Below are 25961 nucleotides of genomic sequence, written 5' to 3' on the forward strand. Positions count from 1 at the left end.
TAAAGCCTGAGAATTTATTCTCAGGCTTTTATTATATTACGAATGACAGCTGCTCTCTAATGAATGAAAGTTCATAGGGCAGCTGTTTTTATATTATATTTTAAAATTCAAGGGCATTGCGAAGGTTATTGATATAAGATTGGCTGACCGGCAATTCACATCCATCCGTTAACGTGACAATAAAATTTGAAGTAAGATCACGGGACATTTTTTTTATAAAATAAATATTAACAATATAGGATCTATGAATGCGAATAAAGAATGATGGTAGTCGCATCTGTAAATCTTTCAATGTGATGCTTGTTTTAAACTGTTCTCCCTCTAGATAAAACCACGTTTTTTTCTGAAGACTTTCAATGTGGGAAATTCTACCTATTGCAACAGGGTACCAATCCTCATTCTGTTTGCCAGTTAAAAATTGATAAGGTTCTAATTTTTGTACAGAGAAGGTTGAAGGGAGCACTACTACAAGTGCTGCTGGAACATCTTGAATATAAATCGGATAACCTATCCCGTAGTAAGGCGTATCAAAAAGAGAATTGTCTAAGATGGCATCTGTTCTTATTTTTGTGTGTAATACCTTCTCTGCAATGCTGCCAGATTGAACTTGCTGTCCTACCTCCAAATGAAGACTTTGATGACCAGAATGAAAATAGATATAAGTATTTTGAACAGCAATAGCGATGGAAGAATTGGATGGAATCCAGTCTTTTAACATCGTAATATACTGTTGTGAAATATCTTTTGCTGATAAGTTGTACTCACTCTTCATTGAGAATAACCCCCTTGTTTGTAAACAGTTTACCAAATTTCGTCGCTGAAAAATGAGGTTTCATCATAAAAATTTGGCCTTTTATCTAAAAATAGTGAAAATTCAGATGTTCTGTTATATATTAATTTACAACAAATAAACCTGTTATGGAACAGATGCTTAAAAGTTTTTTAACAGAGTATATTTTACACAAAGGGGAAGGTGGAATTTTAATATGTCAACACGTCAAGAAAAAATCCAAACTTTAGAGAAACAATGGGCAGAAAACCCACGTTGGGCAGGCATTGAACGCGCATATACGGCTGAAGAAGTAGTTAAATTACAAGGCTCTGTTGTACTTGAACAAACTCTAGCAACTAAAGGTGCTGCACGACTTTGGAACTCTTTACATGAGGAACCATTCATAAATGCATTGGGTGCCTTAACTGGTAATCAAGCGGTTCAACAAGTTAAAGCGGGATTACAAGCAATCTATTTATCAGGTTGGCAAGTGGCTGCTGACGCTAACCTTTCTGGTCAAATGTACCCTGACCAATCATTATACCCAGCAAACTCTGTACCAGCAGTAGTAAAACGCATTAACCAAGCGTTACAACGTGCTGATCAAATTGACCATGCTGAAGGTCGCGTAGATAATTTCGATTGGTTCGCGCCAATCGTAGCGGATGCTGAAGCTGGGTTTGGTGGTCCTTTAAATGTATTTGAGCTTGTAAAAGGGATGATTGAAGCAGGAGCAGCTGGTGTTCACTTAGAAGACCAATTAGCCTCTGAGAAAAAATGTGGTCATCTAGGCGGTAAAGTATTACTACCGACACAAAACGCTGTTCGTAACTTAATTGCTGCACGTCTTGCAACAGACGTAATGGGTGTTGATACGATTTTAATCGCACGTACGGATGCTGATGCTGCTGATATGGTAACTTCTGATATAGATCCACGTGATGCTGAATTTATCACTGGCGAACGTACACCTGAAGGTTTCTTCCGTACAAAACCAGGTATTAAACAAGCGATTGCACGCGGTTTAGCTTATGCGCCATATGCAGATTTAATCTGGTGCGAAACTTCTAAGCCATCTCTTGAGGAAGCACGTGAATTTGCAACAGCAATCCATGCTGAGTTCCCAGGTAAAATGCTTGCTTACAACTGTTCACCTTCTTTCAATTGGAAAGCTAATCTTTCAGAAGAAGAAATTGCTGAATACCAACGCGAACTTGGAAAACTAGGATATAAATTCCAATTCGTTACATTAGCTGGCTTCCATGCTTTAAACCACTCTATGTTCGAGCTTGCACATGACTATAAAGATAACGGTATGGCTGCATATTCTAAGCTTCAACAAGCTGAATTTGCTTCTGAATCAAAAGGCTATACAGCTACTCGTCACCAACGTGAAGTGGGTACTGGTTACTTTGATGACGTATCACAAGTTATTTCAGGTGGCACATCTTCTACAACTGCAATGGCCGGTTCTACAGAAACAGAACAGTTCGTATAAGATAGTTAAGTACATCGGTTCCTAAATTCATAATCATAGCTCAGTCTCCTCCGCCCCTCCTAAGCGGGGGAGGACTGCACTTAAAATTGCAAAGGTGGGGGAAACTACGAATGGAACAAGCAACTACAGGTAAGCTTAAAATTGTTGGGGAACAAAATGAGCAAACAAAAGAAATTTTGACACCGGAAGCCCTTGAGTTTGTTCTTGCCCTACATGAAAAATTTGATGTTCGTCGTAATGAACTTTTAGAGGCTCGCCAAGAACGTCAAAAACGCCTTGATGCTGGTGAAAAACTCGACTTCTTATCAGAGACAAAGGCAATTCGTGAGGGAGATTGGACAATTGCACCACTTCCAGCTGATTTACAGGATCGCCGTGTAGAAATTACAGGGCCTGTTGACCGTAAAATGGTTATCAATGCGTTAAACTCTGGTGCAAGAATGTTTATGGCTTGCTTTGAAGATGCATCCGCTCCTACATGGGAAAACATGATTGGCGGTCAAATTAATATGCGTGATGCTATTAATAAGACAATTGAATTTACACAAGAGTCAAATGGTAAAACGTATAAATTAAACAAAGAAACAGCCGTATTATTAGTACGTCCACGTGGACTTCATTTACTTGAAAAGAATGTGCAAGTAGACGGTGAACCGATATCTGGTAGCTTCTTTGACTTCGGTCTATATCTATTCCATAATGCAAAAAACGCACTGACAAAAGGTACAGGTCCATACTTTTACCTTCCGAAGCTTGAAAGTCATTTAGAGGCTCGCTTATGGAATGATGTATTCATCTTTGCTCAACAATATATCGACATTCCGCAAGGTACGATTAAGGCAACCGTTTTAATCGAAACCATTTTAGCTGCATTTGAAATGGATGAAATTTTATATGAGTTACGTGAACATTCAGCTGGTCTGAACTGTGGGCGATGGGATTATATCTTCAGCTATATCAAACGTCTGCGCAATCAACCTGATGTAATTTTACCTGATCGTGGCCAAGTAACGATGACGGTACCATTTATGAAGGCTTATACTTCATTATGTATTCAAACATGTCACAAACGCAACGCACCTGCGATGGGTGGAATGGCAGCGCAAATACCGGTTAAAGGTGATGACGAAGCGAATGCAGTAGCATTTGCAAAGGTTGCTGAAGATAAACGTCGTGAAGTAACAGATGGCCATGATGGCACGTGGGTAGCGCATCCAGGCATGGTTGCAACAGCAATGGAGCAGTTTGATGCGATTATGAAAACACCAAACCAAATCGAAAAAAAACGTGAGGATGTAAGCGTGACTGCTGAAGATTTAGTATCCGTTCCAGAAGGTACAATTACAATTGAAGGTCTTCGTATGAACTGTAGTGTTGGGGTTCAGTATATTGCTTCTTGGTTACGTGGTAACGGTGCTGCACCAATTAATAACCTGATGGAGGATGCTGCGACAGCAGAAATTTCCCGTACACAAGTATGGCAATGGATTCGTCATCCAAAAGGTATTTTAAATGATGGTCGTGGTATTACACTAGCATTTGTGCTAGAAATCTTGGAAGAGGAGCTTGTGAAAATTACAGAGGCTGTTGGGAAGCAGGCTTATAACAGTGGTCGCTATGATGAAGCTGCTGAACTGTTTAAATCTTTAATTGAGCAAGATGAATTCGTGGAATTCCTGACACTTCCAGGCTATGAAAGATTAACTTAATTGATGTGAATCTACTAACGAACATGTTCAACCTTAATACAGTGGGCTGAACTCGAATGCAGTCCACCTTCCACTGATGTAACGACCGAGGTTGTTACATCGTTCCTTACGAAAGAAAATGAGCATAGTTTCAATAAAAGGGGTCTACTTATAAATTATAAGTAAAGAGATTTAACAAGGGGTGAAAGATGTCTTGTGAGCTTAGATGGGAGGCTCTCAGGGCATTTTTTGTATATTTGGAAGGATTATGTTGTGTATGAAAGAATACAATTTAGAGGATGGGCAAGTATAACACAAGGGGGAAAAGAAATGCGTAATAAAGAAATGTTACTAGTTCCTGGACCAACACCAGTAGTTGATGAAATTTACGATGCATTAGCAAGTGAAACAAGAGGGCATACCGATCCACGTTTCGTAAATATTTATAAAAATGCGTTAGAACAAACTAAAAAACTGTTACAGACAGACGGTGAGGTTTTTGTAATAGCTGGCTCTGGTACACTGGCGATGGAGATGGCAATTGTCAATACAGTGGGTAGAGGCGAAAATTTACTGGTAATAAGTCATGGTTACTTTGGTGATCGTTTTACGCCACTAGCAACTGCATATGGTATCAATGTTGAGGTGATTCAGGCTGAATGGGGGAAACAAGTAGAAGTATCAGTCATTCAGAAAAAATTAACAGTGGGCAATTTTAAGGCTGTGACGATTACACATGCAGATACATCTACAGGTGTCCTATCAGATTTAGATGCATTAGTGCCAGTCATTAAAAAGACCGGTGCACTTGTAATTCTGGACGGCGTTGTCGCAACAGCGGCTCTTGATGAAAATATGAGCAAGGAATACGGGCACCCTGATTACAAATTAGACGTAGTGTTAACAGGTTCACAAAAGGCTATCGGTGTACCGCCTGGTTTAGCAATAATTGCCTTCAATCAATCGGCTTTAAAGGCACGAGAAGCATTAGGTACAATCCCTGCGTACTACAGTGATATCACAAACTGGATTGCGGTAATGAATGATCCGGGTAAATATTTTGCAACACCGCCTGTAAATTTAATTTATGCGTATGATGTGGCGATGAACATTATCTTAGATGAAGGTATCACGAAGCGGGAGGCTCGTCATATTGCATATGGCCGTGCAGTGCGAGCTGCATTATCTATGTATGGTATGATCGCACTTGCAGAAGAAGCAGTTGCTGCGCCAACGCTGAGTTGCATGTTGTATCCAGAAGGGGTAGAGGATGTAAGATTCCGTGCAAAGTTAGCGGAAAAAGGTGTGATCGTAGCGGGCTCATTAGCACATTTAGCTGGAAAAGCATTCCGCATCGGGCATATGGGGAATACTACGCCAGTGATGCTTGAAGAAGCAGTTAAGCTAATCGGTGAAGCGTTAAATGAGGTAGGTAAAGCAGTAGATGTAGAAGCTGCTATTTTACGCTTAAAAGAGGAATTAGCTGTAACTATCAAATAGTTAAAGAAAGCTGTGTCCAATTAATTGTGACACAGCTTTCTTTTAATAAAGGTATTAAACGTTTCCGCTACTGTGACTCATCAAAAGAAAAGTGGATGTCTAGGCTATCATGCAATTTTACCGTAGTAAGCTATCTAACAATACTTATCACAAAGCCATCATATCCTTTATTACCAACTGTTTGTATGGCTGTAGATTCGATACGAGGTTCTTTTTCTAATAAATCCATAAATTGACGTACACCTTGTACGCGTTCATCTTCACTTTTTTCGTCAATTACTTCTCCGTTTCGAACGACATTATCCCCGATTATAAGTGCCCCGCTATTCGTTAATGCTAATGCCCATTTCAAGTAATGAGGATTATTGGGCTTATCGGCATCAATAAAAATTAAATCAAATAATAGGCCTTTATCTTTTAGGGTAGGCAAGGTATCTAATGCTCTACCTACGAGGACTTCTACTTTGTTTGCGCAACCTGCATTTTGTATATTTTGTTTAGCTATTTTTGCATACTTTGGTTCAATTTCAAGCGTATATACTTTACCTGTTTCAGGGAGGGCACGTGCAAACCATATGCTACTATAGCCACCAAGAGTGCCTATTTCTAGAATATTTTTAGCTCCCTTAATTTTAGCCAATAGATATAGAAATTTACCTTGTGTTGGTGAAACATCTATTTCTGGAATACCAGCTTCTTTATTCGTTTGTAATACTCCCTCTAGTGTTTTATCAGAAGGTATTAGTTTATCAATAAAATATTCATCTACATCTTTCCAAACGTTGTTCAACATCATAGTATCCTCTTTTCTATTGTGTTTTGTACTTGCAACAAAAGTGTATGATAGAATGAATCATAATAAAAATATATTATTATTATTCATTCATAACATTTAGTTATGAGTAGAGGTGAAATCATGAATATACATGGCTTAAAATTGTTTTATCAGGTAGCGATTACAGGAAGTTTTACAAAAGCAGCTGAACTGCTATGTATTAGTCAACCGGCTGTTTCTAGCCAAATTAAAAAATTTGAAAATGAACTTGGCATTCCTTTATTTAAGCAACACGGGCGAGGCGTTGTGTTAACTGAATTCGGGGAAGCATTAGCTGAAAAAGCATATAATCTTGTTGCGCTTGAAGAGCATATTGAATCATTCATTGAGGATTATCGGCTAGCCAAGGCAGGCACAATCCATCTTGTCGCCACGTATTTACCTGCGAATTTTTTAATTCCTCAATGGGCAGCCACATTTAAAGGTGCAAATGAGGATGTTAATTTAATCATTACGACTACTAATACGAAGGATGCTTTTGAACAACTCATGTATTATAAAGCTGATATTGCAATTTATGGAGGCGGCGTATCAGAAAGACCAGAGGAAGTAACATGGGAAGAATTATTTGAAGATGAACTTTGGTTTGTTGTATCACCAGACCATCATTATGCCAATCAGGACATTACATTAGCTGATATGGTTAGAGAACCATTTATTATGCGTGAAGAAGGAAGTTCGATGAGAGAACACCTTTTTTCGTTATGCCAAACATATCAAGTAAAACCCCCGAAAATATCCTTGCAATTTAATGGAATGAATGAAACCATTCGTTCAGTAATGGCTGGCTATGGCGCAAATTTCATTTCATCGCTTGCTGTTCGTGAGTATGTAGATAGTGGTCAATTGGCGAGAGTTTATGTTCAAAATGTAGATAGTAAACATAAAATTGCAATATGTACAAGAAAGGATGAAAAACAAAGCGTACTTGTACAAAAATTTATAGAGATTATTAAAAATTCTATATGAACTTTTATACCGCTAAGGGGAGCAATAAGTCAAAAGGATGTCATTTAGCTTGGCGTGTTATTGCTTTCATTTGGTCGTAAAACCATATATATCAACAGTCTTTTCCAATGCATTTACGCGGGTTGTTTGTTATATTATTTATATAACAAAGATGGAGCTGATAAGAGTGTTAATTCAAATAGAGCCACAGTCGGATGTGCCAATTTATGAGCAGGTAACACGACAAATTATCGAAGGGATTGCCAGAGGAGATATGAAGCCGGGAGATACATTGCCATCGGTACGTAATCTAGCGTCCGACTTGGGTGTAAATATGCATACAGTCAATAAAAGCTATCATGAGCTAGAGGCGAAAGGTATTTTAACGATTCGTGCTAAATCGGGGGCAATTATTCGTTCAGCAGAGGAGCGTACGGTTACACCTGAGCAATTACAGCAAATTGAAAAAAACTTGAAGCCTCTTGTGGCGGAAGGAATGGTGCTAGGCGCCACCGTAGACCAAATTGAGTTTATGATGAAAAAGGTCTTTGCGGATTTACAAATGCCGGCAGAAGGAGTGTAGCAAGATGCTACTAGCTGTTTTTACAATTTCGTATATCATAACATTGGCTTTGCAAGTGTTTATTCCGTATATAGTACAAGAGACAATTGTATTCGGTGTAACGGTACCTGAACAACATGTAAAGCATCCAGCATTAGGTATTGTGAAAAAGCGTTATGCCCAAATAGTAGGGGTTGCTGGAGCAGTATTGTTAGTTATTATGCTCGTTGTAAATTGGATGTTTGCGCCTTCTGAAATCGCACAAGGTGCCCTTCTACTTGGAATTTTATATGGGATGCTTGCTGTGAGTATGGTGCTATACTGGTTGAATCACCTGAAGATTACTAAATTGAAAAAAGAAGAGCAATGGGGAATGAATATAAAGCAAGTGCGTGCAGTGGATTTAACTGCACGTAGTCGTGATGAAATGCTCCCTTGGCCATTCTATGCGGTTCCTATAGGGGTAACTGTATTTTTAATGATATTCACAGTGCTGCATTATGAACAAATACCAAACGATATCGCTGTGCATTGGGGCCCTACTGGAGAGGCAGATACATGGAAAGAGAAAACGTATTTTACTGCGATTTCTCTACCGCTAATTATGCTGATGCTGCAATGTATGATGTGGGGCATTGCAGATTCTGTTAACCGTTCAGCGATAAAATTATCTGTTAATCGCCCAGAGGAGTCTTTAGAAGATCAGTTAAAAACACGAAAATACATGAGCTGGCACATTATGCTATTAAGTTATACTCTTACTACATTGTTGACGGTATTACAACTAAGTAATATCTATCCTTCGATGGCTGAAGGGAAAATTTTATTACCAGTGTTTATCGCATTTTTGGCACTAGTGCTAGGTTCACTACTTGTTTACGTATGGAAGAAACGTCAGTTGAGGTTAAGTTATGTAGACAATGTAGTATCAGAAGTGATGGATGTTGATGAGGATCGTTATTGGAAGGGGGGACTGGTTTATATGAATTCCCAGGATCCTTCTGTTTTTGTAGAGAAGCGCTTTGGTGTCGGCTGGACAATGAATTTGGCGAACCCAAGGGGCTATATCGTCATTGTATTACCATTAGTTATATTGCTGTTGATTTCTATAATTTCATTATAAAATGAATGGGTCATTACACTAGGTAGTGGCCCTTTTTGAATGGAGGTAAGAATGAGTGAAGATTTTAGTTGTGGATGATGATGTGCATATTTTACAGTTAATCAATATTTATTTAACACGTGAAGGCTATCAGGTATTACAGGCAGAAAATGGTGAACAGGCGTTACAATTGCTTGAATGTGACTTGCCTGATTTGGCTGTAATTGATGTAATGATGCCAGGTATGGATGGTTTTACACTAACGGAAACACTGAGTCAGGATTATGATATTCCAGTGTTGTTATTAACGGCAAAGGGCGAACTAGAAGACAAAGAACGTGGGTTTTTAGCGGGTTCAGATGACTATGTTGTCAAACCATTTGAACCAAAAGAGCTATTATTTCGCATAGCGGCCATTTTACGTAGACTCGATAAGAAGAATCAGGTGACGGTGCAGGTTGGAAAATTGTTAATTGATCGCAGAAGCTTTGAGGTTGCTATTGGCGAGGACACACTTATTTTGCCTCTAAAGGAATTTGAATTATTAGCACTGCTAGCGTCACGCCCGAATCAGGTATTTACGCGCAGTATGATAATGGAACAAGTTTGGGGCTATGATTATGAAGGAAACGAACAAACGTTAAATACACATGTGAAGCGGGTTCGTGAGCGATTACATCGGTATGATACAGATGTGGAGATTACAACTGTACGTGGCGTAGGCTATAAGCTAGAGGTAATAGCATGAATAAAACGTTATATAGCAAGTTTGTTGTTACGACCATACTTATCATGATTGGTAGCTTGTGTATCGGTTTTTTAATAACAAACACTTACTATCATCAAGTGACCAAGGAACAAAATGATACAAAAAATGTTGACATTGCGACAAATATTGCGGAATATATCCAGTCTGCTAACCCTGTAGATTTAGATAATTATTTAACAACACTCGGAGAGATTGGCTATCAAATTTATGTCACAACCGGCGAGGAAGGTCATTTTTACGGCGGTGAATATCGAGAAAAAACTTTATCAACTAGTGTTATTCAACAGGTATTAGACGGAGGAATTTATCACGGTATGCGTGATTTTCCGAAGGAGACATTTGTGACAGGTTTTTTTGCCAATGAACTAATTAACACAATCGGGGTGCCTTTTACGTATGAAAATGAGCAATATGCATTGTTCATCCGACCGGATATTCGCCTGTTGTTCTCGGAGGTGCATACAATTCTAGGTGGATTAATTCTTGTCATGGCAGTCCTAAGCTTGCTAGCCATGCTACTATTTGCCAAGGCATTAATTCGCCCTATTACACAGTTAACAGAGGCAACGCATCAGCTCGCACATGAGAAGTTTGATACGCTGCTAGAAATAGACCGTGCGGATGAGATTGGGCAACTGGCAGACAGCTTTAATGTGATGACCGAGAAATTACAGGAAAATGATCGAATTCGTAAAGAATTTATTAGCAATGTATCTCATGATTTTCAATCACCTTTATTAAATATTCAAGGCTACGTAGATTTGCTGAAAAATCCACTGCTTTCAGAAAAGGAAAAACAAGAATACGCTACGATTATCGAGCTGGAAACGAAACGACTTTCGACATTAACGAAACAATTACTCTTGCTGACATCCCTGGACCAATCGACAAGATTATTAAAGCGTGAACCGTATCGTGTGGACGAGCAGTTGAAGGATACGGTGCGTAAATATCGTTGGCAGCTAGAGGAGGCAAGTGTGCAGTTAACGTATCAGCTAGATGCTGTTATGTATGAAGGTGATGCGGGGCTTTTACAAAATGTATGGGATAATTTACTAACAAATGCCATTAAATACAATGTTGAGAGTGGCGAAATCCATATTCATATGCAAGAACATGCAACTTTTGTCGAAGTCTTAATACAGGATAGTGGCATTGGTATGACAGCAGAACAATTGGAGAAGGTATATGACCGTTTTTATCGTGCGGATGAATCAAGAACAAAACAGGGAACCGGCCTAGGTTTAGCCATTGTTAAGCAAATTGCTGAGTTGCACGGTGGGGAGGTTCAGATGGAGAGTACTCTAAATTCGGGAACTAAGGTTCGAATCCGCCTACCGAAATTGTCATGAGGAGTTCATGTAAAGTTCATATTCACTCGGTAGACTTCTAAGTAAGTGAAAAAACTTAGGAGGAATGATTGTATGGAACAAAAATGGAGTTTACGCCTTATCCGACTGGCTGCAATTTTTGCATTATTAGGAACGTACTTAGGTTCACATATGTCAGGATCAGGTAGTTATGAGTATCGACCAATTCATGCACACATGTTACTTGTTGGATGGTTAAGTATGTTTGCTTGGGGAATTTTCTACCGTGCTTTCAAAGTGAAATCTAAAAAATTAGTAGCAGCACACGGTTGGAGTGCAATTTTGGGTGTCTTTGGTTTAACTTTGGGGATGTGGTTCTACAATATTAATCCGTTTAATTTTAGCAATACATTTACAATGGTCTTCTTTATTGTTGGTGGGACAACTTTATTAATTAGCTTTGCATTATTTATTGTTGTGACATTTATGATAAATCAAAAAGAAGAAATGAAACATTCTTGTTAATTTGGAAGTGAATGATACCTGAATAGTGGAAACTGAACTGCCCTCTGTCTAGTTGACAGGGGGCAGTTTAAACATTAAAAAAGTGCCTATATCAAAGATGAAAAATAGAGGCGTATTCAAGAGGGTGATGAATGTGAAAAAGATGACTCCGGCAGCATATTCAGCATACCCAAGTCATCTTATCGCCGCTTCATTGTCTTATACGGCCTCTTTTATTTTTTTGCAGTAAATCGTTCCTGTCACACCAACTAGAATGATAAAGGTACCAATAATATGATACAGTTCGATAGTTTCATTCAGGAAGAAGACGCCCGCTATTATTGAAATTAAAGTGGCTAAATTATTGAAAACGCTCATCTTAGCCGCCTCTATATGCGATAGTGCATAGTTTGAAAAGAATGACGTAGCTAGAGACGAAAAGGCACCTAAGGAAATGATGGCAACGATGAAAGTCGGGTTTGAAAATGGTGCTATGAATTCAGGCATTGTTCTTGTCATTGCATGATTACTAACAGCTGTCACATTGAAAAATATGAAGCCGAAGAATGTCATGACATAGGTTACTGTGAAAAACGAATACTGTTTTACGAGTTTTCTTGCAAGAACGGTATTACACGCACCAGTTAAAGCTGAAAGAAGAATAAGGATAATTCCTTTCAGGTTTTGGGCGTTTATAGCTGCTCCATTCATCATGAAAATGTAGATGACACCAGAAACCGATAATAGCACCGATACTTTTTGCAAAGGGGTTGTATATTCTTTCAAAAACAGCGACGCTAAAAGCAATGTGAAAATCGGAACAGTCGCTTGAATGATACCAGCTTCCGATGAGGATGTATAGACCAGGCCGAAAGTTTGAAATATGAAAAATAAAATTGGATAAATCAAAGCTAGCGGAAGAATTCTCCATACAATCATTTTAGATAAATTTAAGCGAACTTGTTTCAAACCAATCAATGTACTGGCAATGATGAAAGCAATGGTAAAACGGTGAGCCAACGTATCAAGCGGAGTGGCCACATTAAGGCTCAGTTTTGTAAACATGAACGAAAAGCCTACAATTAGTGCATATAAGGTTGCTGCGAAATAAGCTTTCGTAATGGTTGTCATTAGAGGCAGACTCCAATTCTGTTATTATGGAAATTAGTTGAACACTATAATGCGTCCTGCATCTGCTATAAATTCTTTTTCGCCAGGTGCTGCTTCAATACTTCCAAATGGCATTTGGCCAGTTAATTTCCATGTATCAGGAATTTTCCATTCATCTTTCACTGCCTGATCGATGAGTGGATTATAGTGCTGCAGTGAAGCACCGAGTCCTTCTTGAGCTAAAGCAGTCCATACAGAATGTTGCGCGATTCCAGTTGCTTGTTCAGACCAAATAGGAAATTGATCTGCATATAAAGAAAATTGATCTTGAAACTGCTTGATGATATCTTGATCCTCGAAGAATAAAATAGAAGCGAATCCAGCGCTAAAAGTTGCTAATTTTTCTTCTGTTGCTGTGAAACGTTCTACGGGTACAATAGCGCGTAATTTCTCTTCGACAATGGCCCATAATTTCATATGGTGTTCATTAAATAAAACGACTACTCTTGAAGTTTGTGAGTTGAAAGCACTTGGGCTATGCTTGATGGCATCTGTAATTGTATTTAGTAACGCTTCCTCAGTCTGTTCAACATTTTTACCGATGACGTAAATTGAACGTCGTTTTTCCATCATTTCAATATAATTATTTTTCATATTTGAAGACCCCTTTTCGAATGAATGATTTGTCCTTTAATTTTACTGCTTTATCCCGCATAAACGGTCAGTAAGGTGCCCACCACAAGTTGAAAGATGGCACCGAGTGAAGGAAGTGTTCGATCACCTGACCGTAAAAGCCCCATTGGTTAACAGGTAATGGAGAACCCTCCTCACTGATTAAAGTTGCACTTTATAAAACTCCTTTCTTTCACGTTGAATTCATTGTAGAATTTATTTTATAATAGTTCAATTCTATTTTTTTCTATGATTATGATAGCGTGAGACTATAGAAAGGGAGGGATATGAGATGGAAATTAGACAACTGCAATATTTTCTCATGCTTTGTAAAGAATTACACTTTTCTGAAGCGGCTTTTAAAATAGGGATTTCGCAACCGACTTTGAGCCAGCAAATACGTGTACTGGAGGATGAATTAGGTGTACCGTTATTCGATCGAATGGGAAAAAAGATAGCGAAAACGGAGGCGGGGGAGTTACTTGAGTGCTATGCGTTACAAGTAATTCAGCAACTGGATAATGCCAAAAAAGCAATCGCTGATTTGAACGATTTGCATACCGGGCGTTTACGCATTGCTGTGTTACCCTCCGATCTTGACTATCGTTTGACAGAAATCTTAATTGAGTTTCGAAAGGAATTCCTCAATACGAAAGTGCAAGTGTTTCCGACTATTGAAAGTTTGTCGAGGGTGTTAAATAATGATGTTGATATTGGCATTAGCTTAAAAATGGATGCAGACAGTCGTCTGAGACAAACACCGTTCTATACAGAAACATATAGCTTATTTGTAAATGAAAAACACGACTTTGCTCAAAAGAAAAGTATTACACCAGCAGAGTTGGCCAACATTCCACTTGTGTTGTACCCTCAGGGAAAGTGTGGTCGTGATTTAATTGATACATGGTGTGTTAAACAAGGAATCACCATAGATAGTGTTATGGAAACTGGCTCTGCCACCTCTCTATTCCAACTTGTCCAAGAAGATATTGGTGCTACGATCCAACCGAGCCAGCTCATAGAGAACTTTCACTCACTTGGCATCGTTTCTATTCCAATTGAAAACGCGCCAATACGTGAACTTGATATCGTTTACCGCAATGATAGATACTTAAGTAAAGCAGCAGAAGCTTTTATAAAACTGATGATAGAAAAGTTTTAGTTAAATTAAAATTCACCTACAAATAGCCCAGATTTTGAATTGTGACAGCGCAATTGAAAATCTGGGCACTATTATGCCTGCATTAATTAATGTAATAATTCTAGCGACTTTTTTAGCCAGCGTGTTGCCTCGCTATAATCCTGTGCAACGCCTTGACCTTTTCTATAGAGCATACCAAGCTGAAATTGTGCTTTTTGGTGACCCTGATTGGCAGCCAGTCGATACAGCTGAGCAGCCTTTGCAAAATTCTTCGGTACGCCCTGTCCATGACTATGCATTTGAGCCAGCTGGTATTGGGCTTTAGCATGACCTTTGGTTGCAGCCTGTTCAATCCATTTTGCTGCTTCCGTGTAGTCTTGCTCGACACCTACCCCCTTGTCATATAAATTACCAAGTTGATATTGTGCTCCTGCGTGTCCTTGTATCGCAGCGAGTCGGTAACAACGTCGTGCCTCATCTAAATCCTGTGTGATGCCTAGTCCTTGCTCATATAACAACCCTAGCTGATATTCAGCGCTTATATGTGATTGGTCAGTAGCAGCACGCCACCATTTAACAGCTTCCATGTAGTTTCGCGTGATAGCCACACCTGTCGCATACAACAAACCAAGTTCAAATTGAGCCTCAGGATAGCCTTTTTCTGCTGCTATTTTAAAGTAGTGTAAAGCATTTTCAGGTTGTTGAAGTTGATTTACATAAAGGTGACCAAGTTCATAACTGGCACTAATGTGCCCTTGATCGGCAGCGAGTTGTAACCATTGTTCAGCACGTGTGCTATTTTTTTCTTTTTCATATAGTACACCAAGGCAATACTGCGCATTAATATGTCCTTTATGGGCCGCAAGTTTAAACCATTTTAACGCTTCGACAGTATCTTGTTGTAATCCCTGCCCTGCATTGTATAGCATGGCCAAATGAAATTCAGCATTAGTATGATCTTGTAGTGCCGCTAAGTGGAACCATCTTGCGGCTTCGTGAAAATCTTGTGCAATTCCACGTCCCTTTATATACATATAGCCTAGATTGTACTGTGCACTTGCATCGCCAGCTGATGCTGCCATTTCAAAACAGGCTATAGCCTCTTCATAGCTTTGTGGGACTCCCGTGCCATTATGATAGAGAAAGCCGAGATTGTTTTGAGCACTTGTGTAGCCTTGGTTGGCCGCTAAAATATACCACTTTGCCGCTTCGGAAAAATTAATAGGCATACCCAATCCTTGATTGTGAAGGACACCGAGATTGTACTGTGCATCAGCATTGCCTAAATCGGCCGCTGCTTTATAAAGGCGAGCAGCTTCACCATAATTTTGTAATATACCTTGTCCTAAATGATAGAGTACGCCTAAGCTATAAAGAGCGCTTGCATCCTTCTGAGCCGCCGCTTTTTCATACCACATTTTCGCTATTTTATAGTCTTTCTTTACTCCACGACCATGATTGTATAAGACGCCCAAATTATATTGTGCGCTTGCATTGCCTTCACTTGCTGCTAATTCAAACCAATTAGCGGCATGTTCGTAATCATCCCACGGTTGGTCTTCCAGACGGAGGATATTCATATCGAATGGGGGCATGATATCTTCAAATTTAGAGCTCTTTTGTATGGATGTATTAGCCTTAAAGCTACGATCATAACGATTGATAAACCATTCTACAATATCACTGACATAGTCGAGAACAATTTTTGCTGCTTTCGCTTCCACAAGGGCATTGCTACTATTAATGGTCATTTTTCGGACAAGATCCATGAGCAAATAAATACGGCGTGGGTGTATTTTTGCTATAAAACCACGATTATTCATGAATGTTCGAATACTTTTTGACTTAGGTTCAGTATGCATTTCCAACTTATACATTTCATATAAAATTTCCTCAAGTACAAGGCGTGACTTTTGCAAGGAAACAGCCGGTTTTGTTACAGCAGTCGTACTAGCATCTTGAAAATTTTTAGTTAAATTAATGAGGGGCAATACATGCAATTTTTTACATTGTTCACGTAGAATTTCATATTGTATGACGATAGTACTCACCTCCTATTTCAATAAATGAAAAAACAGTTCTTTTTTCATTTATCGGGAAAATAGTGGAGTTATTGATGTTTTTCAAATGGATTCATCAGTTGAATTGTCCTCGTTACATGATACTATTTGATATAAGGGTTAGTTTATAGCCATTTGGGGGATTGAGTGATGAAAAATATTGCAGCTATTATTCCAGCATATAATCCGCAACAATCGTTTGTAACCTATGTACATCAACTATTAGCCACTAAAATCACACAAATTATTATTGTAAATGATGGCAGTGATCAAAAATATGCCTGTGTTTTTGAAGAATTGAACACAATTGATAATTGCCGCGTATTGCAACACGAATTGAATATAGGAAAAGGTAGTGCGTTAAAAACAGCCTTTGCTTATGCTTGGGCGCAAAAAGGCTGTTTTCAAGGTGTTATAACACTAGGTGCACATGGTCAGCATACATTGCAAGATGTGAAACTAGTTTTAACGATGACCAAGGTATTTTCTGAAGGAATTGTGCTAGGAGTTCGCAATTTTCATTCGTACGATAGTACGTTTCTCTCCTATTGGGGTAATCGAGCAACAAGTTTGTTTTTTGAATTGCTTTTTCATAGAAAGCTCATGGATACACAATCTGGCCTACGTTACATATCGATAAAAGAGTTGCCGTGGCTAATGCAAGTGAAAGGTGATCGCTTTGAGTATGATACGAATATGCTGATAGCCGCACTTAAAAGAAAATGTCCAATTTTCGAAGTAGAAATTGGTCAGCTACGCTTAAAGAAAAACTCAGTAATTCAGTATGATGAAGTCACGAATGCAAGTACAGTTATTACAAATATGTTTTTAAATTATTTAAAACCAAGGCGAAAGTAACGTTACAGGTGTATTTTCGAAATAATGGGTAAGGATAACAATGATAATTACTCAATGGAACGTAGCGAGTATAAAAAAAAGGAGTAATGAATGTGGAATATTCAGATCAAGTGAAAAATCGAGTAAAGCGGATGGAAGGTCAGCTACGTGGGATTTTGAAAATGATGGAAGAAGAAAAGGATTGTAAGGCAGTAATTACGCAATTGTCAGCAGTACGTTCAGCTGTAGACCGTACAGTTGGTGTAATAGTCAGTACGAATCTTCTAGAATGTGTACAAAATGCAGAAGGTGACGGGGAAAAAATGAATGAAGTGATTCAAGAGGCTGTAAATTTAGTTGTAAAAAGCCGTTAAAATTTCAATATGCATTTGTTTAGCTGTAATAATCATCTATCGTTAAGAAAAAGGAGAAAACTCACTGTAATTGGTGGGTTTTTTATTTTGTGCAAAAAAAAGTTGTATTTTAGTATCAATTCAGTAAATAATGATAGTAAATACCTGTATTTATAAATATAAAATTAAAGTTCAAAGTCATAGTAGTGACCTTGGACGATAGATTTATAGTTACTTTTTCCTTTATAATTATTGTGAGAATAATATATAAAAGGGAAGGAGAATTTATTATGAAAAAATGGTTACTAAGTGGTGTAGCATTATTGATGTTAAGCCCAACTGCTGCATACGCACAAAATGCAGAAAACCATACAGTCGAGACTTCCCTTAAGAGTGCTGCCAATGTAATGTCCAGTTCAAAGGTAACTACTTGGGATAAATTCATCAATGAAGTAGTACAACAAATGAATGAATTTTCTACGGAAATTAAAGTTACATATAGTGGGCCAATGGCTGACTTCAATAAACATATCATGCAGTCATTAGAACAAGCGCAGAAACAGGCAACCTATGCAAGTGGTCATTTGGAGGGTGTCAGTATTACTTCAGACTCCGAGGGTAACGTGACACTTAAAGTGAAATATTTTACGAATCAAACAAAAGAAGCCGCTGTACAAAAGAAGGTTGATCAAGTATTAAAAACGATTATAAAGCCTTCTATGACACAATTCCAAAAAGTAAAGGCTGTTAATGATTACATTGTATCGAATGCAGCATATGGCAATAAAACGAAAGCAAGTCCTCATAGTGCTTACGCATTACTAATGGAAGGACAAGCGGTATGCCAAGGCTATGCGTTACTAGCATATAAAATGTTAACGCAAGCAGGTATTGAAACGGAGTATGTAGTAGGCTTTGTCAACAGCAATCAAGGCCATGCCTGGAATATGGTGAAAATTGATGGCAAGTGGTATCATTTAGACACTACATGGAATGATCCATTACCAAACCGGGTAGGTGCATCTTCGTACGATTATTTCTTAGTAACAGATGCCCAACTAAAGAAAGACCATTCTTGGATTGCTTCAGATTATCCTGAAGCAACGAGCACAACATATAACTATATGCAAAATGTACATTATTCATATCAAATCAATAACACGCTGTATTTTAGTAATACAGCAGATAATGATAAATTGTATAAGCTCGACTTAACGAATGGTAAGAAGACAAAGGTGATTGATACGCGTGCATTGTATATAACAGGTGTTGGCGACAACCTGTATTATAGCGACTATAGCAATGGTGGTTACTTAACAAAGTTAAATTTAAAAACCTTAAAAGCGGGCGTGCTAGTGAAGCAATCAATATCAGATTTAGAGATTAGAGATAATAATTTAGTTTACAAGGTGAATGCAAAAGAGCAAAAGTTGAAGATTAATTAATAGGTAGACATAACAAGATACTGAGTAAAGATTTCTATATATCATTTATAATTTCTAAGCACAAAAGAGCTTCCAAGTGAGTTCTTTGTGCTTTTTTTGTATATAATGTAAGTAGGAAACGGTTGGAGGTGAGGATTTTGTGGAAAAAACTAGCCATTATTTTGATTATTGTTATTTTTATTGATCCTATATATACGGCTGGTAAAGCGACAGTACAACAAGTCATGACATGGGCAAATAACGATGAAATTCAAACGATGCTTCTAGCCACAAAGGACAAAATCGTTGATGTCACAGCACAATTTTCAGACGATGCCTCTATCGAAACAGCCACCCCAATAGAAGACAGGAATGATGAAGCTGAGTTAGTAGCCACGACTGCACCGGCGCTGAAACCTGAAGCAAAGCTTGTTGTAACGAATGCTAAAGAATTGGCAGATGCAATGTATGCTTATTACAGTAGTTTTTCACCAACTTTCGAAATTCAATATAAGGGCAGTACTCAGCGTATAGAGCAGCTAGTAGAGGAAGCCTATGACAGTGCCATTAAACGGGATGATTATGTGTATGGCCATATTAGTAAACACTCAATTCGTTATGAATACGGGAAAAAACAAGCCACGATTTACGGAGAACAAAGTTACTTAATGACTCCTGAGCAAGCAGCTTATGTAGAGATGAATGTTCAGGAGATAGTGGCCTCTCTTAGTAAGAGCGCGAAGACCGATGTAGAAAAAGTGAAGGCGGTCAATGATTATATTGTATCGAACACGGCTTATACTGATAGTACGAAGGCAAGTCCACATAGTGCATATACGGTACTAGCTGAGCATGGTGGTGTTTGCCAAGGTTATGCGTTATTAGCACATTCAATGCTACAAAAACTCGGTATTGAAACACAGTACATTATCGGCTATGTTGGTCAGGAAGGACATGCTTGGAACTTAGTAAAACTAGATAGCCAATGGTATCACCTCGATACAACTTGGAACGACCCAGTGCCGGATCGTAAGGGTGCTGTACGATACCAATACTTTTTAGTAGATGATCGTACAATGGCGCGAGATCATACGTGGATTGTAGCCGATTATCCGAAAGCAACAAGTACCATTTATAGCTACTATCATGATATTGATTTTCCAGCACAGGTAGATCAGCAATTATTTTATAGCAATGTCTCTGATGACAATAAACTGTATGTGCTCGATATTTCTACCGGTAAATCGAAGCGTATTTCAAGCTCACGAGCTCAATATATTGTTTATGCGGATGGATGGTTATACTATAGTAATTATTCACATGGCGCATATTTATCGAAAATTCGCCCTGATGGTAGTGGTGAACAAGTATTGAATCGTGAAGAAACAAAAGATTTATTCGTGAAGGGTGGTTATTTATACTTCATGACTGATGAACTGAAAAAAATGGCACTTTAACTTTATCCAGTACAAGCGGAAGTGATAAAGGGCATATGACATTATCTATTGTCATATGCCCTTTTAGTTCGTTCAATAATATAATGAATGGGTTGCTGCTGACATAGGGACACCTGAATTTGTGGATACATCGACGTCATGTCCTGAGAAAATGTCTTTAAAATCAGGGGGTTATGCTTAATGGCCCCACCATTACAATAAAAATTAATGGCTTCTCCTTGATAGTTAATTTTTTTTAACACGGCACAAGCCAGGAGCACTAATTCATGAGCAGCTCTCATTGAGATTTGAATCGCACAAGAATCGTTTTTCGCAACGGCTTCGGCTAAAAATGCGCCCATTTTTGCAAGTTGAGCATTTGTATAAGATGGGCGGAATAGCCATGCAGCAAGCTCCGTAACATCCTGAATACGTAGATAATTATAGACTTTGCTTTTAAGTATTGTCGGCTCCCCACGCCCGTCTTCCATACGGAAAATCGTGCGTATGACCTCTTGACCTAACCAGTACCCACTACCTTCATCACCAGCACGATGCCCCCAACCACCAGCTCTTTCAATACGCCTACCATCGAATGCGTATGCAATGGCACCAGTTCCAGCAATAAGCAAGGCACCAGTTTGTCCAGCTGTGACACCTAATAATGTTGCTTCTGCATCATTTTCAATAATAAGCGTCGCTATGTCTAGCTGAGATGTGGTAATTACTTGCTGAACAATGGCTTTAACTATGGCTTGGTCCTTCGAAGAGTCAATCCCTGCCATTGCAAAAGTGGCTACAGCAATTTTTGAGTTAGTTTGTTCTTGTAAAAATGCATGTACAAATACTAATAATGCTTGTAAAATCTCTGTCGCAGAGTCTGTACCAATCGCTTGGTAGTTGGATCCGCCAGCAGTTTTCGTGTATTTAATCTCACCGGATTCGGCATGCACAACTGCACATGCCGTTTTCGTTGCTCCGCCATCAATAATTAGTAACCAATCCTTCATTGATTCCATTCCTCCAAAAACACGACTAATTGTTTTTCTGCCTGATCAATGGTTGCTTCCTTTAGTTGAATCCATTCATATAGTCTGTGAGCAGAAGCCTTGCATAGTTCAAGTGATGCTCGCATTGTCTCGGGGGCGGGACCTCCTAGCAATGTTCGGACGCCTACGAAAAACTCCGGTTTTAAAGTATGATAGAAATCTTCCTCGGAAATAGTTAAAGGTTTGCCTGTTACCAGTTTGGATTGTGTATTGGCTAGCCCCCATGTAAGGCTGGCAAGTGATTCTTCATTATGAGCAAGTAATACTTTGATGCATTTACTTACAATGCTGTGTGCTTGACGGAAGGAAATCCCTTCAGAGCGTACTAATGTATCGGCAAGCTCGGTTACATTGGCAAAGCTATTTTCTGCACGATTTCGTAGTTTTTTCTTGTTTACATCCATCGTCACAACGAGGGAACCAAATAATTTGTAAATGCCGACTAAACGATCGATGGCACGCCATAAATAGGGCTGCATATCATCCTCTGTGTCTACGATATCACCAAACGGTGTATTATGTACCATTTGCAATACCGTACTTGCATCACCCACAACCGCTGATAGCAGGGAACGTGTATGCTCAATCGACACAGGGTTGCGTTTTTGAGGCATAATGGAGCTAATTTGTACGTACGGGCTGGCTAGTGTAAATGCATTGAATTCCTGTGTCGCCCATAATAAAAAATCTTGAGATGTACGGCCAAGATTGAGAGCAGCGAGCTGTACAATACTTGCAGCTTCAGCTATATAATCTGCTCCTGCGACTGCATCCCAAGCATTTTCGATAATTTCGTCAAATGCCAATAAGTCTCGCATCCGCTCACGACTAATATTAAAGCCAGTAGTTGTCAATGCTGCCGCACCCATACTGCTTCGATTGACGGTTTTGTAGACATTTTGCATACGTTCAAAGTCGCGGCCAAGTTGATCGATTACAGCTTTTAAGTAATGAGCGAAGGTTGTTGGCTGTGCCTGCTGCGTATGAGTATAACCAATCATTATGGTATCGATATGCTCCTCAGCTGCGGCTACTAAATCATCCCGTAATGTTAGTAGCTCTCGCATAAGCTCTAATAATTTTTTCCGTAATGTCATGCGATAAATGGCGATACCCATATCATTACGGCTTCTACCAATATGAAGATTCCCAGCAACATCACCAGCAAACTCTATTAATTTATTTTCAATGCGGAAAAATAAATCTTCGTAGTTTGGGCTATAATCCTCTATACGATAATAGTTCAAATCTAGTTTTTTTAGTGCAATGCCAATTTGTTGTACTTCTTCTTTTTTTACGAGTCCTTGTTCTTCTAACATTTTTAAATGTGCAATATTAATCTGAAGCATAATGGTTAAAAAATTTTTCTTTGCTTCGTCATAAGCTGGCTGCAAGACAATTTGACGATAAATATTAGAAGGGAAAGTCATCCCATCCTCTTGCTGCGTTTTGTTACGGAAATCTTCAAACATATCCATTGCCTCCTAATAGATTGGCAGTTAAATGGCTGAGCCAGCACTGCCTTTTGATAACTTTTCAGAAATAATAAGAACAATTAAAATTAAGCAAATTTGTAAGACGCCATATGCACAGGCTGTTCCAAACTTGAACGCATATAATTTTTGAAATATCGCGACTGACAGTGGAATAGTGGAAGTACTGTAAATAAGAATTGAAGCTACGAATTCGCCTAAGCTTTGGACAAGTGCTAGCAATGTTCCTGCCAATATACCAGTAAACGTTAGTGGTATAACGATACGCCTAAAAGTATAAAACCAGGTGGCACCTAGACTTCTGGATGCCTCTTCGATAGACTGATCTAATTGCACAAGAGAAGCTGAGGTCGATCTGAAAACTAGCGGTAAATGTCTGATAAAGTAAGCTAATGGTAAAATCCAAAATGTGCCGATTAGGACCTGATTAAAGGCGAAAATATTTTCTGTACTAAAGGCAGCAATTAGATTAACGGCGACAACTGTACCAGGTAATGCCCAAGGAATCATAATCAAAATATCTAGCAGCGTTTTACCTTTGAAATGCAACCGGACCATAGCATAGGCTGCTGCGACCCCAAATATAATATTGCCGAGCGTTGCAACTACACCCATTTGAATAGAGTTCCAAATCGGTCGCCATGTCCGTTCATCCGTAAAGAGTGCAAGATAATGATCAATTGTATAGTCAGTCGGTAAGATTTGTGTTCTCCAAGCGCCATCGACCGAAAAAGAAATTAAAATAAGCACTAAAATAGGCAAAATTAATATTAATGTACCTACAAAAGAAGCAATAGTCGCAAAGATTTTCATCCCTTTTGAAGACACTTCAGAACGATGTACGCTAATACCCTTGCTCAAGTTTTGATAATTGCGACGGTTTTGATACCAACGCATAATGATTAAAAATGTGATTGAAACAAAAGATAAAATCATGGACTGAGTAGCTGCCATCTCTAAATTTCCATTTGTGCGTGATAAGTATATTTGCATCGTCATCGTACGTTCTACGCCAAACATTAATGGGGCTGTATAGGATGCCATAGAAATCATAAATACAAGTAGCGCAGAGGCCACAATCGAAGGCGTCAACATAGGTAAAATAACCTTTGTCCATACACGAATACGCCCAGCACCCAAACTAGTAGCTGCTTCCTCTAAAGATGGATCTAATCCTTTAATAGCTGCGGAAGCGGTTAAGTAGAAGTATGTGTACATGGTGAATGTATGTACAACGATAACTCCCCAGATGCCTTTCAATGAAAATGGGACTTGCTCCAGACCGAACAAATGCTGAAGTGCACGTGGGAAAATACCGCTATCCCCGTACAAAAATGTAAAAGAAAGTACACCTACAAGTGGGGGAAGAGCCATGGGCACTAGTACTAAAATAGCGAGCAAACGTCTACCTGGAAAATCATAGCGTTCCAACAAAAAGGCCATGGTCACACCGACAATTGCACAGCATATAACACTGATGATTGATATATATAAACTAGTCCACAGTGCTTCGAGATTTGCAGGACTTGCTAGACTGAAAAATTTTTTATAATGAGAGAGCACATCATCGCCAGAAAAGCTTTGCATAAAAGTTTGATAGAAAGGATAAACCACATAGGCGAACAGCACTAAAAATAATGGCGAAATTAAAATATACACAAACCATTTGGATTGGGTTAGTTTTGCCCATGCACTTTCTTGATAAGAATCGACAGGTGGTTTTTCCATAGTGGTTCCCTCCTATTCCCCTAAGAAGTACAGTGCATCATGCGCAATATGCAAAGTGATGTCTTCACCGATTTGCTTGAGTTGATCGTTCGTATTTATAATCATGACTTTTAGTGAAAAGTCTATAAAATCGACAATGTAATTCACACTTACACCAGTAAATTCGACAAATGAAATTTTACCAATAAGTTTGTTTTCACCAGGGCCGAGGTTAACGGATTCAGGACGAATAGAAATAAACACTTTGTCTCCAATCATATGCGTTAAAGTAGGGGAGCTGTGTTGCTTTCGCCCAGTAAAAACTAGCCCATTCACAGTTTTTGCCTGTATTTCATCGCCATTCATGGCTTCTATCGTAGCTTCGATTAGATTCGTTTCACCAATAAAATCAGCAACAAAACGGTTTAGCGGACGATTATAGATCTCCTGTGGTGTTCCAATTTGCTTAACGTATCCATTTTCCATCACCATAATACGATCAGACATGGACATCGCTTCCATTTGATCATGCGTTACATAAATGGTTGTCACACCGAGTTCTGTTTGTATCCGTTTTATTTCAATACGTGTTTCCTCGCGTAATTTAGCATCTAAATTGGACAAAGGTTCATCCAGTAAAAGTATATCTGGTTCAATTACCAGTGCTCGTGCTAATGCAACACGTTGCTGCTGACCGCCAGATAACTCATTGATTTTCCGTTTACCGTATTGTTCTAAGTGTACAAGCCCTCGAATTCGATCAACTTTTTGCTTAATCTCCGTTTTCGAAAGCTTTCGTACTTGTAAACCAAAAGCAATATTTTCATCTACGGTCATATGTGGAAAGAGGGCATAGTTTTGAAACACCATACCGATATTGCGTTTATTTGGCTGAAGTAACGTCACGTCTCGCTCATCGAAAAGAATTTTTCCTTCAGTTGGGTAATAAAAGCCAGCAATCATACGTAGTGTTGTCGTTTTTCCACAGCCGCTAGGGCCAAGGAATGTGAAAAATTCACCAGCTTTAATCGTAAGATTTAAATCCTTTACGCCTTGCACTTGACCAAATTGCTTAGAGACATCTTCTATTTTGACACTTTTCATATGAAATGCTCCTCTCTCACTGACAACTAGGTGTACAGAAACCTCGAGCAAAATATTACTCGAGGCTCAAAAAACGCCACTATATAA

The 25961-nt window shown here is 38.8% G+C and carries 23 protein-coding genes; 14 read left to right on the plus strand and 9 right to left on the minus strand.

The genetic code is table 11. The features are described from left to right. Positions 1-100 precede the first annotated feature (100 nt). Complete coding sequence (locus tag ACOMCU_RS20655; RefSeq protein ID WP_421051254.1) at positions 101-772, minus strand: LytTR family DNA-binding domain-containing protein; 672 nt, start codon at positions 770-772, stop codon at positions 101-103. 214 nt (positions 773-986) lie between these two features. Here ACOMCU_RS20655 and aceA point away from each other — a divergent pair, with 214 nt between their 5' ends. The 3 genes from aceA (at position 987) to ACOMCU_RS20670 (ending at position 5458) form a co-directional block, all read left to right on the plus strand. Then, entirely contained in the window at positions 987-2270 is a 1284-nt protein-coding gene (gene aceA / locus ACOMCU_RS20660) for an isocitrate lyase (RefSeq protein WP_421051256.1), read from the plus strand. 110 nt (positions 2271-2380) lie between these two features. After that, complete coding sequence (gene aceB / locus ACOMCU_RS20665; protein WP_421051257.1) at positions 2381-3979, plus strand: malate synthase A; 1599 nt, start codon at positions 2381-2383, stop codon at positions 3977-3979. Between the two features lie 309 nt (positions 3980-4288). Beyond that, positions 4289-5458: a pyridoxal-phosphate-dependent aminotransferase family protein gene (locus ACOMCU_RS20670; protein ID WP_010857539.1), complete on the plus strand. Its 1170-nt coding sequence runs from the start codon at positions 4289-4291 to the stop codon at positions 5456-5458. A 130-nt stretch (positions 5459-5588) separates the two neighbouring features. Here the strand turns inward: ACOMCU_RS20670 and ACOMCU_RS20675 are convergent, their stop codons facing one another. After that, on the minus strand, positions 5589-6251 hold the full coding sequence (locus tag ACOMCU_RS20675) for an O-methyltransferase (RefSeq protein WP_421051286.1): 663 nt from the start codon (positions 6249-6251) through the stop codon (positions 5589-5591). A gap of 123 nt (positions 6252-6374) precedes the next feature. Here ACOMCU_RS20675 and ACOMCU_RS20680 point away from each other — a divergent pair, with 123 nt between their 5' ends. The 6 genes from ACOMCU_RS20680 to ACOMCU_RS20705 all read left to right on the plus strand — a co-directional run bounded on the left by ACOMCU_RS20680 (position 6375) and on the right by ACOMCU_RS20705 (position 11509). After that, positions 6375-7262 (plus strand): LysR family transcriptional regulator, encoded by an 888-nt coding sequence (locus ACOMCU_RS20680; RefSeq protein WP_421051258.1) that lies wholly within the window; start codon positions 6375-6377, stop codon positions 7260-7262. 166 nt (positions 7263-7428) lie between these two features. Then, a complete protein-coding gene (locus tag ACOMCU_RS20685) occupies positions 7429-7824 on the plus strand; it encodes a GntR family transcriptional regulator (protein WP_010857542.1) in 396 nt (131 codons plus the stop codon). Positions 7825-7828: 4 nt separating this feature from the next. After that, entirely contained in the window at positions 7829-8926 is a 1098-nt protein-coding gene (locus ACOMCU_RS20690; RefSeq protein WP_421051259.1) for a DUF1648 domain-containing protein, read from the plus strand. Positions 8927-8981: 55 nt separating this feature from the next. Further along, complete coding sequence (locus tag ACOMCU_RS20695) at positions 8982-9653, plus strand: response regulator transcription factor (protein ID WP_010857544.1); 672 nt, start codon at positions 8982-8984, stop codon at positions 9651-9653. Next, complete coding sequence (locus tag ACOMCU_RS20700; protein ID WP_010857545.1) at positions 9650-11026, plus strand: HAMP domain-containing sensor histidine kinase; 1377 nt, start codon at positions 9650-9652, stop codon at positions 11024-11026. Before ACOMCU_RS20695 ends, ACOMCU_RS20700 begins: the two co-directional genes overlap by 4 nt. Before the next feature lie 72 nt (positions 11027-11098). Continuing rightward, positions 11099-11509 carry a hypothetical protein gene (locus ACOMCU_RS20705; RefSeq protein ID WP_421051261.1) on the plus strand — a complete coding sequence of 137 codons (411 nt, stop codon included), beginning with the start codon at positions 11099-11101 and terminating at the stop codon, positions 11507-11509. Between the two features lie 198 nt (positions 11510-11707). Here ACOMCU_RS20705 and ACOMCU_RS20710 read toward each other — a convergent pair whose 3' ends face one another. Next, positions 11708-12619 carry a DMT family transporter gene (locus tag ACOMCU_RS20710; RefSeq protein WP_421051262.1) on the minus strand — a complete coding sequence of 304 codons (912 nt, stop codon included), beginning with the start codon at positions 12617-12619 and terminating at the stop codon, positions 11708-11710. A gap of 33 nt (positions 12620-12652) precedes the next feature. Further along, positions 12653-13252, minus strand: coding sequence for a nitroreductase family protein (locus ACOMCU_RS20715; protein ID WP_421051263.1), 600 nt, complete (start codon positions 13250-13252; stop codon positions 12653-12655). 310 nt (positions 13253-13562) lie between these two features. Between ACOMCU_RS20715 and ACOMCU_RS20720 the strand changes: the two genes are divergently transcribed. Next, positions 13563-14432 (plus strand): LysR family transcriptional regulator, encoded by an 870-nt coding sequence (locus ACOMCU_RS20720; RefSeq protein ID WP_010857549.1) that lies wholly within the window; start codon positions 13563-13565, stop codon positions 14430-14432. Between the two features lie 86 nt (positions 14433-14518). Here the strand turns inward: ACOMCU_RS20720 and ACOMCU_RS20725 are convergent, their stop codons facing one another. Then, the gene (locus ACOMCU_RS20725; RefSeq protein ID WP_421051264.1) at positions 14519-16462 is read right to left on the minus strand and encodes an SEL1-like repeat protein; all 1944 of its coding nucleotides are present in this window, start codon (positions 16460-16462) and stop codon (positions 14519-14521) included. A gap of 159 nt (positions 16463-16621) precedes the next feature. Between ACOMCU_RS20725 and ACOMCU_RS20730 the strand changes: the two genes are divergently transcribed. The 4 genes from ACOMCU_RS20730 to ACOMCU_RS20745 all read left to right on the plus strand — a co-directional run bounded on the left by ACOMCU_RS20730 (position 16622) and on the right by ACOMCU_RS20745 (position 20542). Next, entirely contained in the window at positions 16622-17329 is a 708-nt protein-coding gene (locus ACOMCU_RS20730) for a glycosyltransferase family 2 protein (protein WP_421051265.1), read from the plus strand. A 92-nt stretch (positions 17330-17421) separates the two neighbouring features. Beyond that, the gene (locus tag ACOMCU_RS20735) at positions 17422-17682 is read left to right on the plus strand and encodes a metal-sensitive transcriptional regulator (protein WP_010857552.1); all 261 of its coding nucleotides are present in this window, start codon (positions 17422-17424) and stop codon (positions 17680-17682) included. Positions 17683-17951: 269 nt separating this feature from the next. Continuing rightward, positions 17952-19106: a transglutaminase domain-containing protein gene (locus tag ACOMCU_RS20740; protein WP_421051266.1), complete on the plus strand. Its 1155-nt coding sequence runs from the start codon at positions 17952-17954 to the stop codon at positions 19104-19106. Between the two features lie 128 nt (positions 19107-19234). Then, positions 19235-20542, plus strand: coding sequence for a transglutaminase domain-containing protein (locus tag ACOMCU_RS20745; protein WP_421051287.1), 1308 nt, complete (start codon positions 19235-19237; stop codon positions 20540-20542). A gap of 41 nt (positions 20543-20583) precedes the next feature. On the opposite strand, the gene ACOMCU_RS20750 is transcribed toward ACOMCU_RS20745, so the two are convergent. Genes ACOMCU_RS20750 through ACOMCU_RS20765 form a run of 4 tightly spaced genes read right to left on the minus strand, consistent with a single transcriptional unit; the run spans position 20584 to position 25874 of the window. Then, complete coding sequence (locus ACOMCU_RS20750) at positions 20584-21531, minus strand: N-acetylglucosamine kinase (protein WP_010857555.1); 948 nt, start codon at positions 21529-21531, stop codon at positions 20584-20586. Then, entirely contained in the window at positions 21528-23042 is a 1515-nt protein-coding gene (gene argH, locus ACOMCU_RS20755; protein ID WP_421051267.1) for an argininosuccinate lyase, read from the minus strand. Before argH ends, ACOMCU_RS20750 begins: the two co-directional genes overlap by 4 nt. Before the next feature lie 27 nt (positions 23043-23069). Beyond that, a complete protein-coding gene (locus ACOMCU_RS20760) occupies positions 23070-24791 on the minus strand; it encodes an ABC transporter permease (protein ID WP_010857557.1) in 1722 nt (573 codons plus the stop codon). A 12-nt stretch (positions 24792-24803) separates the two neighbouring features. After that, positions 24804-25874, minus strand: a complete 1071-nt coding sequence (locus ACOMCU_RS20765; RefSeq protein WP_010857558.1) for an ABC transporter ATP-binding protein — start codon at positions 25872-25874, stop codon at positions 24804-24806. Between the last annotated feature and the right edge of the window lie 87 nt (positions 25875-25961).

The organism is Lysinibacillus sp. UGB7 (assembly GCF_049058285.1).
Classification (GTDB): domain Bacteria; phylum Bacillota; class Bacilli; order Bacillales_A; family Planococcaceae; genus Lysinibacillus; species Lysinibacillus sphaericus_B.